General features: G+C 65.7%; 13 protein-coding genes. 5 read left to right on the top strand and 8 right to left on the bottom strand.

Annotated elements, in window-relative coordinates; all coding sequences use genetic code 11:
- Window positions 1–39: 39 nt before the first annotated feature.
- A complete protein-coding gene (locus J7548_RS06740) occupies window positions 40–1917 on the bottom strand; it encodes a TRAP transporter large permease subunit (RefSeq protein WP_290972128.1) in 1878 nt (625 codons plus the stop codon).
- On the bottom strand, window positions 1914–2942 hold the full coding sequence (locus tag J7548_RS06735) for a TRAP transporter substrate-binding protein (protein ID WP_290972126.1): 1029 nt from the start codon (window positions 2940–2942) through the stop codon (window positions 1914–1916). Before J7548_RS06735 ends, J7548_RS06740 begins: the two co-directional genes overlap by 4 nt.
- A gap of 223 nt (window positions 2943–3165) precedes the next feature.
- Here J7548_RS06735 and J7548_RS06730 point away from each other — a divergent pair, with 223 nt between their 5' ends.
- The 4 genes from J7548_RS06730 to J7548_RS06715 all read left to right on the top strand — a co-directional run bounded on the left by J7548_RS06730 (window position 3166) and on the right by J7548_RS06715 (window position 6849).
- Window positions 3166–4086: a LysR substrate-binding domain-containing protein gene (locus tag J7548_RS06730; protein ID WP_290972124.1), complete on the top strand. Its 921-nt coding sequence runs from the start codon at window positions 3166–3168 to the stop codon at window positions 4084–4086.
- A 209-nt stretch (window positions 4087–4295) separates the two neighbouring features.
- Window positions 4296–5645, top strand: coding sequence for a flagellar biosynthesis protein FlgA (locus J7548_RS06725; RefSeq protein ID WP_290972121.1), 1350 nt, complete (start codon window positions 4296–4298; stop codon window positions 5643–5645).
- An 8-nt stretch (window positions 5646–5653) separates the two neighbouring features.
- On the top strand, window positions 5654–5977 hold the full coding sequence (locus J7548_RS06720; protein WP_290972119.1) for a putative quinol monooxygenase: 324 nt from the start codon (window positions 5654–5656) through the stop codon (window positions 5975–5977).
- A complete protein-coding gene (locus tag J7548_RS06715; protein WP_290972118.1) occupies window positions 5974–6849 on the top strand; it encodes an NAD(P)-dependent oxidoreductase in 876 nt (291 codons plus the stop codon). The genes J7548_RS06720 and J7548_RS06715 overlap by 4 nt, the downstream gene beginning before the upstream one ends.
- Here the strand turns inward: J7548_RS06715 and J7548_RS06710 are convergent.
- A complete protein-coding gene (locus J7548_RS06710) occupies window positions 6846–7865 on the bottom strand; it encodes a GlxA family transcriptional regulator (protein WP_290972116.1) in 1020 nt (339 codons plus the stop codon). The two genes, J7548_RS06715 and J7548_RS06710, sit on opposite strands and share 4 nt — an antisense overlap.
- Before the next feature lie 59 nt (window positions 7866–7924).
- On the opposite strand from J7548_RS06710, the gene J7548_RS06705 reads away from it, so the two are divergent.
- On the top strand, window positions 7925–9043 hold the full coding sequence (locus J7548_RS06705) for a DJ-1/PfpI family protein (RefSeq protein WP_290972114.1): 1119 nt from the start codon (window positions 7925–7927) through the stop codon (window positions 9041–9043).
- Between the two features lie 77 nt (window positions 9044–9120).
- Here the strand turns inward: J7548_RS06705 and ilvD are convergent, their stop codons facing one another.
- From ilvD to J7548_RS06680, 5 genes are all read right to left on the bottom strand, one after another.
- A complete protein-coding gene (gene ilvD, locus J7548_RS06700; protein ID WP_290972112.1) occupies window positions 9121–10983 on the bottom strand; it encodes a dihydroxy-acid dehydratase in 1863 nt (620 codons plus the stop codon).
- A 131-nt stretch (window positions 10984–11114) separates the two neighbouring features.
- On the bottom strand, window positions 11115–11321 hold the full coding sequence (locus J7548_RS06695) for a hypothetical protein (RefSeq protein WP_290972110.1): 207 nt from the start codon (window positions 11319–11321) through the stop codon (window positions 11115–11117).
- Between the two features lie 202 nt (window positions 11322–11523).
- Window positions 11524–12564, bottom strand: a complete 1041-nt coding sequence (locus J7548_RS06690; RefSeq protein WP_290972107.1) for an alpha/beta hydrolase — start codon at window positions 12562–12564, stop codon at window positions 11524–11526.
- Between the two features lie 145 nt (window positions 12565–12709).
- Window positions 12710–14038, bottom strand: coding sequence for a HAMP domain-containing sensor histidine kinase (locus J7548_RS06685; RefSeq protein WP_290972104.1), 1329 nt, complete (start codon window positions 14036–14038; stop codon window positions 12710–12712).
- Entirely contained in the window at window positions 14035–14775 is a 741-nt protein-coding gene (locus tag J7548_RS06680) for a response regulator (RefSeq protein ID WP_290972101.1), read from the bottom strand. Before J7548_RS06680 ends, J7548_RS06685 begins: the two co-directional genes overlap by 4 nt.
- Window positions 14776–14791: the final 16 nt, after the last annotated feature.

Genomic DNA, 14791 nt, shown 5'->3' with positions numbered 1-14791 from the left:
CATTGCCGCAAGCCGGGCGCGCCGGCCGTTTTTTGCAGCTCAGAGGAAGCAGGTCGAGATCGCGGGGATGAAGGTGATCGCCACCAGCCCCGCCAGCAACACGCCCAGGTACAGCCAGATTCGCCTGAGCGCGGTTTCCGGCGGCACCTGGCCGATGATGCAGGCTGCGTAGTAGCACAGGCCGAACGGCGGCGCGAAGACGCCCAAACCCATCGCCAGGATCACCACCATCGCGTAGTGGATTTCATTGATGCCGAGCTGGTGCGCGACCGGGAACAGCAAGGGCGCGAACAGCACGATGGCGGGGATGCCCTCCAGCACGCTGCCCAGCACGATGAAGGCCGCGATCGACACCAGCAGGAAACCCGCCGCCCCGCCCGGCACATGGGTCATCAGCGCGGCCAGGTCGTGCGAGAAGCCCGACTGCGTCAATGCCCATCCCATCGCGCTGGCGGCGCCGACGATGAACAGGATCGCGCCCGACAAGGCCGCGGTCTGCACCAGGATCGGCATGGCCATGCTCCACTTCAGGCTGCCCCGGTAGATCAGCAGGCCGACGACGAGCGAATAGGCGATGCCGATGGTCGAGACCTCGGTCGCCGTCGCCACGCCTTCGACCACGGCGGTGCGGATCACGAACGGCAGCAGCAAGGCCGGCAACGCTATGGCGAAAGTCTTGAGCACTTGCCTGACGGGAGCGCGCGCGGTTTCCACATGGTCGCTGCCGGCGCGCCACCAGGCCACTACAGCCAGCACCACGGCCAGCACGATCGCCGGCAGGATGCCCGCGGTAAACAACGCCGCGATCGAAATGCCGGTCACCGAGGCGATTGCGATGAGCACCAGCGACGGCGGGATGGTTTCGCTCATCGCGCCGGAGGCGGCCAGCAGCGAGATCAGTTCGCTGTCCTGCACGCCGCGCTTGCGCATCTCGGGGAACAGCACCGGCGCCACGGCGGCCATGTCGGCGGTCTTCGATCCGGAAATGCCCGACACCAGCAACATCGCCCCCAGCAGCACATACGACATGCCGCCGCGCACATGGCCCACCAGCGAGGCCAGGAATTCCACCATCACGCGCGCCAGGCCGGTGGCGTGCACCAGTTGGCCCAGCAGCACGAACATCGGCACGGCCAGCAGGATCAGGCTGCTCATGCCCTCATCCATGCGCCCGACCACGATCACCAGCGGCGTCGAGGTGGTGCACAGCAGGTAGGCGCTGGTGGCGATGGCAAAGGCGAAGGCGATCGGCGCGCCGGCCATCACCGCCACGCCCAGCATACCGAGGAAGAACACCGGCAGCGCCTGCTGCCCCATCGCCGCCAGCGTCGGCGCGGCCAGGTAGCAGCCGCCGGCGACCAGCGCCAGCAGCGCCGCCACGCTCGCCACATCGCGCTTGCCATGCTGCAGCAGGCGCAGCGCGCAACTGGCGAAGGCCACCACGAAACCGGCCGGCAAGGCCAGGGCGCGCACCATGCCGCTCCATCCCAGCGCCGGCGTTTCGACAAAGCCCTGGTCTTCCACGTAGTCGAAACTCGGATGCAGCACCAGCGCCAGCAGCACCAGCGTGACGCCGACAGCCAGCGTCTCGGCCCACACCCGGGCGCGCGGCGGCAGCTTGGAGACGAAGAAGGTCAGCCGCATATGGCAGTTCTTCTGCACCGCCAGCGCCGCGCCCAGCATCGCCAGCCACAGGAACAGGATCGAGGCCAGCTCGTCGCTCCACACCAGCGAACTGTGCAGCACCGAGCGCGCGACGATGCCGGCCATCAGGATCGCCACCTCGGCCACCAACACGGTGGCCGCCAACGCCTCCACCGATTTCTGCAGCCAATGCTGGCAGGCGTCGATCAGTCCGTGCGGGCCATGGTGCGCGCCCACCGCTGTTCCCGGTTGCATGCTGTGCACCGCGCTCATGCCATCTTCCCGACCGCCGACTCCAGCGCCGCCCAGGGCGCGGCGCCGAATTTGTCTTTCCATTCCTTGTAGAAGCCGGCGTCGGCCAGCGCCTTGCGGAAGGCGTCGCGGTTGGCGGTGTCGAACACGATGCCCTTCTTGACCAACTGGTCCTTGAGCGTGGCGTTAAGCTGCTCCACATCGCCGCGCTGCTCGACGCTGGCGCGGTCGAATTCGCGGCGCACGATCGCCTTCAGGTCGTCCGGCAGGTTATTGAAGGCACGGCGGTTGCCCAGCAGCCAGAACGGGTCCCAGATGTGGTTAGTCTGGCTGATGTACTTCTGCACTTCGTAGAGCTTGCCGGCGTCGATGGCGACCAGGCCGTTTTCCTGCCCGTCCACCAGCTTGGTTTGCAGCGCGGTGTACAGCTCGTTGAAGTTGATCGACGTCGGGTTGGCGCCCAGCGCCTTGAACAGCGAGGTGAACATCGGCGACACCGGCACCCGGATCCGGTAGCCCTGCAGGTCGGCCGGCGTCTTGATCGGCTTGGAGGACGACGAGATCTGGCGGAAGCTGTTGTCGGCCGCCTTGGCCACCGACACCATGCCGCTCTTTTCGATCTGCGCGCGGATCAGCTTGCCCAGCTCGCCATCGACGCTGGACCACACCTGCTGGTAGTCGGAATAGGTGAAGCCGACATTGGTGATGGCCGCCAGCGGCACCACGGTCGAGAGCACCGAGCCGGCGATGTTGAGGAATTCCACGCCGCCGGTGCGCACCTGGGTCAGCAGGTCGGTATCGGAACCCAGCTGGCTGGCCGGGAAGAAGCGGATATCCAGGCGGCCCGAGCTGGCTTCGCGGATGCGGTCGGTCGCTTGCTTGAGGCGGGCATTGATCGGCTGGTCGAGCGATTGCCCGGTGGCCAGCTTGTAGTTGAATTCGGCGGCGCGGGCCGGCTTGCTCCAGATCGTCACCAGCGGCAAGGCGGCGGCTGCGGCCAGGACGGAACGGCGCGACACGCCGCGCGGCGGGGTGGTTTTGCTCATGATGCGTTGTCTCCAGTTTTATATGTCGGAGGAGCGCGGCTTACCGGCACCACCGGGGATTGCCGACCGCTTCCTGGAAGTACGGCTCTGCGGCCGCATACGACTCTGGCGGCGGCCTTCCTGGGCTGCCTTGGCGAGTTCGGAATTGAATTTAAAAGGTTTATTGGTGAAGTACAATTAATTTATTTTTCACTAATCTTTAGAAAATTTAAAGGTTAAGCGTATGCACCTGCCCCTTCGCGCCATCAGCGTGTTCCACGCCGCCGCCCGCTCCGGCAGCATCTCGGCCGCCGCCGAAGAACTCAATGTGACGCCCTCGGCCGTCAGCCAGCAGATCCAGGCGCTGGAGACGCACCTGGGCACATCCCTGATGGTGAAGATAGGCCGCGGCGTGGCGCTCACCGAAGCGGGAGAGCGCTACTTTTCCATGATCGCCGAAGAGATCGACCGCATCTCCGAAGCGACCCAAAGCATCCGCGGCTTGCGGCCGGTCACCCTGCTGACGGTGCGCGCCACGCCCACGCTGTCAAGCAAATGGCTGCTGCCCCGGCTCAAGGGCTTCCTGGACGCCAACCCCGGCCTTGAGGTGCGCCTCAACGGCACCAATGAAGTCACCGATTTCACGCGTGAAACGGTCGATGTGGAAATCCGCCACGGCCGCGGCCAATGGCCGGGCCTGTACACCGAAGGCCTGGCCGAGGAACTGTTCTTCCCGGTCTGCCATCCCGGCTATGCCGCGCCCGGCAGCCTGGAAGCGGAAGATCTCGTGCATCACCGGCTGATCCAGTCGGTGAAGTCGCAGGTGCAATGGCCGTACTGGTTTTCCCTCAACCAGCTCACCCCGCCCAACCAGATGCGGCGCGTGCTGTTCGACCGCAGCCACATGGCCATCGATGCCGCCGCCGACGGCATCGGGATGGCGCTGGAAAGTTCGCTGATGATGTGGCGCGAACTGCGCGACGGCACGCTGGCCTGCCCGCTGCGCCGCCCGCCGCGCATCGCGCAGACGACGCAGTGGGTGGTCTGCCCGGTCGACAGCCTGCGCAAGAAAAAAGTCAGCCTGTTCCTCGACTGGCTCCGGGATGAGGTCAGGCAATGGCAAGCGCAGCAATTCATCCCGCCCGGCATGCCCGACGCCAAATAATTAGAAAAACTAATTATTCCTCTCGTAAATGTTAATTGTTTTAACAAGATGCGCTGATTAAACTTTTTTGCACGGATTGGCTGCGCGCTGCAGGCAGTCCGCAAAAGGAGACACGGCCGGACCCGTTCCGCGCCGCATTTGACGAGTCAGCGTCGCATCCGGCGCCCGCCCACGCAGCGGGCCGCCGCACACTACGAGAAGGAATTGAGATGAATTTGTACAGCTTGCTGCGCGAACGCGCGGCAGCCGGCCGCCCGGTGCGCGTCGGCCTGATCGGCGCCGGTAAGTTCGGTTCCATGGTATTGGCCCAGGCGCAGCATATCGAAGGCATGCACGTGGTCGGCGTGGCCGACCTCAACGTCGAAAAGGCGCATGCCTCGCTCGACCGCGTGGGCTGGCCCAAGGAACGCTATGCCGCCAAGAGCCTGGGCGAAGCCGTCAAGAACGGCACCACCTGCGTACTGGAAAGCGCCGCCGCGCTGGCCGACTGCGAAGAGATCGAGTGCATCATCGAAGCCACCGGCCACCCCATCGCCGGCGTGCGCCATGCGCTCGCGGCCATCGACGGCAACAAGCACGTGGTGATGGTCAACGTCGAAGCCGACGCCATGTGCGGACCGCTGCTGGCGGCGCGCGCCAAGGCCAAGGGCCTGGTCTACAGCATGGCCTACGGCGACCAGCCGGCCATCATCTGCGAACTGGTGGACTGGGCGCGCTCCTGCGGCTTCGAGCTGGTCTCGGCCGGCAAGGGCATGAACTTCGAACCGCGCTACCGCTACTCGACGCCGGATACCGTCTGGGGCTATTTCGGCTGGACCGATGAGGAAGTGGCCAAGGGCGACTTCAACCCCAAGATGTACAACTCCTTCACCGACGGCACCAAGGCCGCGATCGAAATGGCGGCGGTGGCCAACGGCACCGGCCTGGATTGCCCGGACGACGGCCTGGCCTTCCCGCCCACCGGCCTGCACGACCTGGCCGGCGTGTTCAAGCCGGCCTCCGAAGGCGGGCGCCTGCCGCGCGCCGGCCTGGTCGACATCGCCGCCAGCCAGGAGCCGGACGGCCGCGAAGTGTTCAACAACATCCGCTACGGCGTGTTCGTCACCTTCAAGGCGCCGACCGAATATGCGCGCGCCTGCTTCAAACAATACGGCCTCTTGGTCGACAAGTCGGGCTGGTACGGCTCGATGTGGCGCCCGTTCCACATGATCGGCCTGGAAACCAGCATCAGCGTGCTGTCGGCCGTGCTGCGCGGCGAATCGACCGGCTGCTCCAAGGAGTTCCGCGGCGATGCCGTGGCCACCGCCAAGCGCGACCTGAAGCCGGGCGAATTCCTCGACGGCGAAGGCGGCTACGCGGTGTGGGCCAACGCCATCCCCGCCACCAAGAGCATGGCCCACGGGGCGCTGCCGATCGGCCTGGCGCACAACGTCAAGCTCAAGCGCGCCGTCGCCAAGGACACCGTGGTGCGCTTCGAGGACGTGGAACTGGTCAACGACCTGGACGTGGTGGCGCTGCGCCGCGAGATGGAAAACCAGGCGCGCGGCAACATCCGCTAGGGGCACGCATGGCAAACGCAGACGCATTTGCCGTCATCGCCGAGTTCGAGGTAAAGCCGGCCTGCATGGCGGCTTTTCTCGCGCTGGCGCATGACGATGCCCACCATTCCGTCAACAGCGAACCGGGCTGCCAACGTTTCGACGTAGTGCGGCTCGACGGCACCAACCACGTGCTGTTCTACGAACTGTACGACGACCGGCGCGCCTTCGACCGGCACCTCGAAACGCCGCATCTCAAACGCTTCCAGGCCGGCTTCCCGGCACTGGTGGTGCGCGAGCTGCCGGTGCGCTTCGGCCGGATGCACCGGCACTGGGAAGGGGTCACCGCATGAAGATGGTCGGCTTCATCGGCACCGGCATCATGGGCTTTCCCATGGCCGGCCACCTGCTGCGCGCCGGGCTGGCGCTCAAGGCATGGAACCGCACGCCGGCCAAGGCCGCACCGCTGGCCGGGCTGGGCGCACAGGTCGTGCCCGCCGCAGCGGACACCGTGCGCGATGCCGACGCGTTGATCTGCATGCTCAGTTCCGGCCCGGCCTGCGACGAATTGCTGCTGGGCGGGCAAGGGCTGATCGCCACCATGAAACCGGGTGCGTTGCTGGTGGTGATGAGTTCCATCCCGGTGGAGACGGCGCGGCGGCAGGCGGCCGCGGCCGGCGAGCATGGCGTGCTCTATGTGGATGCGCCGGTCTCGGGCGGGGAAAAGGGCGCCAAGGAAGCCACGCTGGCGATCATGGCCGGCGGCACGACACAAGCGTGGGAAGCCGCACAGCCGCTGCTGGCGCTGATGGGCCGGCCCACTCATGTAGGCCCGGCAGGATGCGGACAGCTCGCCAAGCTGGTGAACCAGATGATGGTGGCGGCCAACATCGCCAGCGTCGCCGAAGCCATGCTGCTGGCCGAACACGGCGGCGCCGACGTCGCCAAGGTGCGTGAGGCGCTGCTGGGCGGTTTCGCCGATTCGACCATCCTGCGCCAGCATGCGCTGCGCATGATCGCCTCGGACTTCGCGCCGGGCGGACCGGCCAAGTACCAGCTCAAGGACACCCGCACCGCCATCTCCTTCGCGCATAGCGTCGGGCTGTCCCTGCCGATGCTCAACCAGGCCGACCGCTTGTTCGCCGACATGATCGAGCATGGTGACGGCGAGCTCGATCATAGCGGCGTCATTCTGGAACTCAGGAGACGGCAAGCATCAGATTAGCCAACGTTCTCCGCCGCTGCGAAACGCGATCGGTATTCCGAAGGCGTCAGCCCCAGCTCCTGGCGGAAGACCCGGTGCATGGTATCGGCCGTTTTCCATCCGCTTCTCTCGGCGACACGGTCGATCGTCCACGCGGTCTTTTCCAGATGGCGGCAGGCATGGTCGAGTCGTATTTGCAGCACATGGCGCGCGGGAGTCGTCCCGACCTCCTGCGTAAACCGTCGCGCGAAATTGCGCGGGCTCATGGCCGCGCGGTCAGCCAATGCGGGAACGCTCAGGTCGGCCCGGGGATGCTCCTGCATCCATGCCAGCAATTCGGAAAACAGGCCGCTGCCGGCGGCCTGCGCCTCCAGGGTCGAACTGAATTGCCGCTGTCCTCCCGGCCGGTGCAGGTACAGGACCAGATCGCGCGCGATGGCGGCGGCGACCGCATGGCCGAGGTCGGCCTTGACCAGCGCCAATGCCAGGTCGATGCCGGCCGTGACGCCGGCCGAGGTGCAAATCGGCCCGTCGATGCGATAGATCGCGTCCGCTTCCACCTGCGCCCGGGGGAAGTATTCCTTGAGCGCCGCGACCGCCGCCCAGTGCGTGGTGACCGCGCGCCCATCCAGCAAACCGGCCGCGCCCAGCACGAACGCGCCGGTGCAGATGCTGCCGACGCGGCGCGCGGCCCCTGCATGCGCCCCCACCCATGCGACCAGCGCCGGATCCAGCGCGGCGCGGCGGATGGCCTGCTCGCTCCCGCCGGCGACCAGCAGCGTATCGATCGTTCCCTTGATGCCCGACAGCGGCTCGATGCCGCCCAGCGTCAGGGGCGAGCGCGTCTTGATGGGGATGCCGTCGCTCGATGCCACACGGATGTCATAGCTGCCGGGAACCAGCTCTTCCGCACGCGAGAAAACCCCGATCGGCCCGGCCAGGTCCAGCGGTTCGGCCCCGTCGAAAGCGACGAAGACAATCTGGCGGGGCGGGTTGCGGCGGGTTGCGGGTGGCAGAAAATCAGACTTCTCTGTCATGGCGATGAAGGTCTTGCCGGTCTACCATGCCGCCATCACAACTCATTGGCAGGCAGGGCATGGATAGGCGACGTTTTTTGTTGGGGATGGCGGTCATTGTCGCCACATCGGCCGGCCAATGTGCGGCGGCGGCAGCGGCAGAAGCAGCGGCGAACGAAAATAGCGCCATGCCGCGCCCGCCGAAACGTACTCGGCCACTGGTTGCGATTGTCGCCGACAACCGCGGGACGGAAACCACGGACCTGATGATTCCGCAGGCGATCCTGGCGCGCTCGGGCCTGGCGGACGTCGTCGTCGTGGCGCCGCAATCCGGGGACATCGCCTTGATGCCCGCATTGACCATCGCCGCGCAGCAGACGCTGGACGCTTTCGACCGCGCCCATCCCGATGGCGCGGACTACGTGATTGTACCCGCCTTCCATCACGACGATGACCGCGGCCCGGTGGTCGACTGGCTCAGGCGCCAGGCCGATTCGCACGCGATCGTCATGGGCATCTGCGAAGGCGCCAAAGTCCTCGGGCGCGCCGGATTGCTGGACGGCAGGAAGGCCACCACGCACTGGTACGCCGCCGATTCCTTGCGCTCGGCCTACCCCACGATGCGCTGGACGCCGCAACGCCGCTACGTCATCGACGGCGGCATCGTGACGACAACCGGGGTGACCGCCTCCCTGCCGGTTTCGCTCGCCCTGGTGGAAGCCATCGGCGGCGGCGCTCCGGCGCGGGCACTGGCCGACAGCATCGGCATCGCCGACTATGGGGATACGCATCCCGGCGGGCGTTACCGCCTGGATGCCGGCCGCATCTGGCGTATCGTCGCCAACGGCGCTGCCGTATGGCGGCATGAGACGGCAGGCATTGCGGCCGGCGACGGCATCGACGGCATCGCGCTGGCCCTGACCGCCGACGCATGGTCGCGCACCTTCCGTTCACAAGCCATCGCCATCGGCGCGGCCTCGTCGGTCGTCACTCGCGAAGGCTTGCATTTGCGCCTTGCCGACCAAACGGACCGGCGCAAGCCGGACTGGATCATCCGGCTCGATGACGATCTCCCTTCCGCCAGGCATCTGGATCGGGCGCTTGCTGCCATTTCATCCCGCTACGGCGATGACACCGCCGACCTCGTTGCGCTGCAACTGGAATATCCGTGGCCGGACGGCCTTGGCGATATGCGCTGACGCGCGACCGAAGGACCGCAACCGCGAAAAAAAACCGCCAGTATTACCTGGCGGTTTTTTCATCGGGCGTTCCCGTATCAGCGCTTGAGCTGCGACAGGTCGCGCACCGCGCCGCGGTCGGCCGAGGTGGTCAGCGCGGCATAGGCTTGCAGCGCCTGCGACACCACGCGTTCACGGTTGACCGGCTGCCAGGCCTTGTCGCCGCGCGCTTCCATCGCGGTGCGGCGCTTGGCCAGCTCGTCGCCGCCGATGCGCAGGTTGATGGTGCGGTTGGGGATGTCGATGTCGATCATGTCGCCCTCTTCCACCAGGCCGATGGCGCCGCCTTCGGCCGCTTCCGGCGAAGCGTGGCCGATCACCAGGCCCGAGGAACCGCCGGAGAAGCGGCCGTCGGTGAACAGCGCGCATGCCTTGCCCAGGCCCTTGGACTTGATGTACGAGGTCGGGTACAGCATTTCCTGCATGCCGGGGCCGCCCTTGGGGCCTTCGTAGCGCACGATGACCACGTCGCCGGCCTTGACCTTGTCGCCCAGGATGCCTTCCACGGCGGCGTCCTGGCTTTCGAACACGCGCGCGGTGCCGGAGAACTTGAGGATGCTTTCATCCACGCCGGCGGTCTTCACGATGCAACCCTTCTCGGCGATGTTGCCGTACAGGACCGCCAGGCCGCCGTCCTTCGAGTAAGCGTGCTCGATGTCGCGGATGCAGCCGTTGGCGCGGTCCAGGTCGCTGGCGTCGAAACGTTCCTGCTGCGAGAACGCCACTTGTGTCGGCACGCCGCCGGGCGCGGCGCGGAACAGCTTGTGCACTTCGGCGTCGCTGGAGACGCGGATATCGTATTTCTCGATCGCCTCGCCCAGGGTCTTGCTGTGCACGGTGGGACGCGAGGTGTCGAGCAGGCCGGCGCGCGCCAGTTCGCCCAGGATGGCGATGATGCCGCCGGCGCGGTGCACGTCTTCGATGTGGTACTTGTTGGTCATCGGCGCGACCTTGCACAGGCACGGGACCTTGCGCGAGATGCGGTCGATGTCGGCCATGGTGAATTCGACCTTGGCTTCATGCGCGGCCGCCAGCAGGTGCAGCACGGTGTTGGTGGAGCCGCCCATGGACACGTCCAGGGTCATGGCGTTTTCCCAGGTGGCCTTGGTGGCGATGTTGCGCGGCAGGATCGAGTAGTCGTCCTGCTCGTAGTGGCGCTTGGCCAGTTCGACGATCAGGCGGCCGGCGCGCAGGAACAGTTCCTTGCGGTCGGCGTGGGTGGCGACGATGGTGCCGTTGCCCGGCAGCGACAGGCCCAGCACTTCGGTCAGGCAGTTCATCGAGTTGGCGGTGAACATGCCGGAGCAGGAACCGCAGGTGGGACAGGCCGAGCGTTCGACTTCGGCCACGTCGGCGTCGGAGATGTTCTGGTCGCCGGCCTGGATCATGGCGTCGACCAGGTCCAGCTTGATGACCTTCTTGTCGGTGTTGACGGTCTTGATGACCTTGCCGGCTTCCATCGGGCCGCCGGAGACGAAGACCACGGGGATGTTCAGGCGCATGGCGGCCATCAGCATGCCCGGGGTGATCTTGTCGCAGTTGGAGATGCACACCATGGCGTCGGCGCAGTGGGCGTTGACCATGTATTCGACCGAGTCGGCGATCAGGTCGCGCGAGGGCAGCGAGTACAGCATGCCGTCGTGGCCCATGGCGATGCCGTCGTCGACGGCGATGGTGTTGAATTCCTTCGCGACGCCGCCGGCCGCCTCGATCTCGCGCGCCACCAGTTGGCCCAGGTCCTTCAGGTGCACGTGGCCCGGCACGAACTGGGTGAACGAGTTGACCACGGCGATGATGGGCTTGTTGAAGTCGCCATCCTTCATGCCGGTAGCGCGCCACAGCGCGCGGGCGCCGGCCATGTTGCGGCCTTGGGTGGTGGTATGGGAACGGTAGGTAGGCATGTTGGGTGTCTCCTCAGGGCTGCGAACGTAAAGGAGCATTAGGGTGCCGCGGGTCCTGCCAGTTGTCCAATATATTATTCAATGCCCTGTGATTCGCACAGGATATGAAAAGCGCGCCGCGGCGGCCGCGCTTATTTTCGTACCGCGGCGTCGATCGCGCTGACGATGGCGATGGCCTTTTCGATCACTTCGGCCTGGCTGGAGACCCGCATGCTGGCTTTCAGCGCATGCAGCCGTTCACGGGTTTCCTTGCTGACCGGCACGTTGATGAAGCCGTCCGGATCGCGGATGAATCCGGGGTCCTGCGGGACTATTTCTGGGATGGATTTTCTGGCCACGTCATACTCCTCGGTGTTAGGAATTCGTGGCTCCTATTATGGAGGGCGAGGCGCAGATCCACCAGCCTCCCACTCTCATTGGACGAGATATACAGCTGGAATTTAGAACTTGTTATTCACCATTTCATCGCCCTCCAGCAACCTCCGCAGCCTCCTGGCCGGAGGCTGCATCCCTCATAGCATGTGATGGCGCATATGCGCATTACAGGCGGTCGGCTTCGACAATGGCATCGGCGAAGGCCTGCGGCGCTTCCTGTGGCAGGTTGTGGCCGATGCCGCCGCTCAGCGTGTGGTGCGCATAAGGACCGGTGAAGCGCTTGCGGTAAGCCGCCGGATCCAGGTGCGGCGCACCGTTGGCGTCGCCTTCCAGCGTTACGGTCGGCACGCCGATGGCGGGGAAGCTCCCCAGGCGCTGCTCCAGCGCATCGTACTGAACCTGGCCCGGCGCCAACCCCAGGCGCCAGCGGTAGTTGTGCACCACGATGGCGACATGATCCGGATTGTCGAAAGATGCCGCGCTACGGGCATAAATCGCCTCGTCGAAATTCCACCTGGGCGAAGCGGTCTTCCAGATCAAGCGATTGAAGTCCTTGCGGTACTTGTCGTAACCGGCCACGCCGCGGTCGGTGGCCAGGTAGAACTGGTACCACCAGTCGAATTCGGCCTGCGGCGGCAACGGCTGGCGGCCGGCGTCGAGATTAGTCATCAGATAGCCGCTGACCGACACCAGCGCCTTGACGCGCTCCGGCCACTGGGCGGCGATGATGCAGGCGGTACGCGCCCCCCAATCGAAGGCGCCGAACACGGCGCGGCGGATCTTCAAGGCATCCATCAGCGCGATGATGTCCAATGCCACCACCGCCTGCTGGCCGTTGCGCACGGTCGAATCCGACAGGAAACGGGTCGTGCCGTAACCGCGCAGGTAAGGCACGATCACGCGATAGCCGGCAGCGGCCAGGATGGGCGCAACGTCGACGAAGCTATGGATGTCGTACGGCCAGCCATGCAACAGGATCACCACCGGGCCATCGGCCGGGCCATCCTCGGCATAACCGACATTAAGCAGGCCGGCGTTGATCTGCCTGATTTCGCGGAATGACGCATAGCCGCCGGCAGCCGCGCCGCCGGGCACGGCCTGCGCTTGCGCCTGTGCCGTACCAGCCAGGCCGAACTGTGCGGCTACCGCGGTAGCCGCCGCCACGCCGAACAGGCGACGACGCTGAACATTGATTTCGCTGGACATCTGGATTCTCCGTCTGTGAATGAATGGGGCAAGACGAAGAATGGGCTAGGCATGTATCGCGCTTGTGTACGCGGCGGTGCCGGTTTGCAAGGCTTTGTACCGTGCGTATCGGCAGATACATTCGGATACGAACGAAGAGGCCAGGCTACCCCACGGAAGCAATCACCAATTCCGCTTCCAATCCGCCTCCATCGACACGATTGCGCAACACCAGAGAACCGTTAAGCGCGGCAGCCAATTGCTGGGCGATGGCCAACCCCAAGCCCGTTCCCCCAGTCCCCCGGTTACGCGACTGCTCCAAGCGGAAAAACGGCTGAAACACCGCCTGCAACTGATCCTCAGGAATCCCCGGCCCCCGATCGCGCACCCGCACCGCCACACGCCCGTCCTCCAGCAAGGCAGCCTCCACCTCGGCCGCACCGCCAAACTTGAGCGCGTTATCCACCAGATTGGTCAGGATGCGCCGCAAGGCATGCGCACGCGTCACTATCGCCACGCCTTTCAAACTGCCGGGAAAGGAAACCGCACTGCCAGTATCCTGATAGTCGAACGCCAGGCTCTCCAGGAAAGAACCGAGGTCGATCCTGGCCGGCGCCTCGGTATTGCCATGAGCGCTGCGCGCATAGGCAATCCCCTCATGCACCAGACGCTCGATCTCGGCCAGATCGTTCATCAGCTTGTCGCGCTCGGGACTATCGTCAGCCATTTCGGCGCGCAGCTTCATGCGTGTGATCGGCGTCTGCAAATCGTGCGACACCGCCGCCAGAATCCGCACCCGCTCCTGCAGATATTGCGCGATGCGATCGCGCATGGCATTGAAGGCCTCAGCGGCATGCGCCACTTCGTCCGGCCCTGTCTCCGGCAAGCGCGGCGCATCGCGGCTCAGGTCCAGGTTATCGGCGGCATCGGCCAGGCGCGCCAGGGGACGGATTACCAGACGCACCGCGAACCAGCAGCACAGCACCAGCAACAGCAGTTGCGCGACCAACACATAAGGCAGCCACCGCGTCAGCGGCTTCATGGCCGGTTTGATGTCCACCGCCATCGGACTCCCGTCGGATAGCGTCAGGTGCGCCTGCAAATGCTCACGCGGACCGGGCACGGTTTCCATGCGGATCGGATAACGCGCGCCCAAGGCATCGCGGATCTTGCCGGCGATCTCCTGCCCGCGCGGCGACAGTTCCGGCACGCCGGCCATGCCCTCTCCCAGCACATAGCCATAGGTGCCGCGCTGCAATTGCGCCGTCCATTCGGCGCGTTCGGCGGCCGGCAGGCGGTCGAGGATGGCGACGGAGGTGGCGACGTCGTTTTCCAGCGTATCGAGCATCACCGCGCGCGCGGCCATGTAGCGCTCCAGGAACAGCACGCCGAACGACAGGATGTGCGCCAGCGCCAACCCAGCCAGCAGGATCAGGAACAGCCGCGAACCCAGCGTGCGCGGCCAGCGCAGCAGGCGCCCTGCGCTACCGCTCATTCGCGCGCCTCTTCGATCTCGACCGCCATCGAGAACACATAGCCTTCGTTGCGGATCGTCTTGATGAAGCGCGGTTCGCGCGCATCGTCTTCCAGCCGCTGGCGCACCCGGCTCACCAGCAGATCGATGGAGCGGTCGAAAATTTCGGCTTCGCGCCCTTGCGTCAGGCTCAGCAACTGGTCGCGGTTGAGCACGCGCTGCGGATGGTCGACGAACACGCGCAGCAAACGGTATTCGGCGCCGCTCAGCATCACCACCGTGCCGTCCTCGGCCAGCAGGTGGCGCCCGCTGGTGTCCAGCCGCCATTTATCGAAGCGCAGCAGCTTGCCGGCCTCGCTCACCTGCAGGTTGGGCGGCAACATGCGCGTGCGGCGCAGCACCGACTTGATGCGCGCCAGCAGTTCGCGCGCGGCGAAAGGCTTGGTCAGGTAATCGTCGGCCCCCATCTCCAGCCCCACCACGCGGTCGGTCTCTTCCGAGCGCGCAGTCAGCATCACGATGGGCGTGGCCTTGTGCTTGCCGGCGCGCAGCTCGCGGCACAGCACCAGGCCGTCGTCACCGGGCATCATGATGTCCAGCACGATCAGGTCCACCGCATTGGCGGCGACGAAGGCGCGCATCTGGCGGCCGTCGGCGGCGACATCTACGCGCAGCCCGTTCTTTCTCAGATAGTCCGCGACCAGTTCGCGGATTTCCCTGTCGTCGTCGACGATCAGGATGTGATCGATGTGTTCCACCTGCCAGCCTTTCTCC

The organism is Herbaspirillum sp. (genome assembly GCF_017744395.1).
Classification (GTDB): domain Bacteria; phylum Pseudomonadota; class Gammaproteobacteria; order Burkholderiales; family Burkholderiaceae_D; genus Herbaspirillum.
This window is presented reverse-complemented; position numbering and strand designations above follow the sequence as displayed.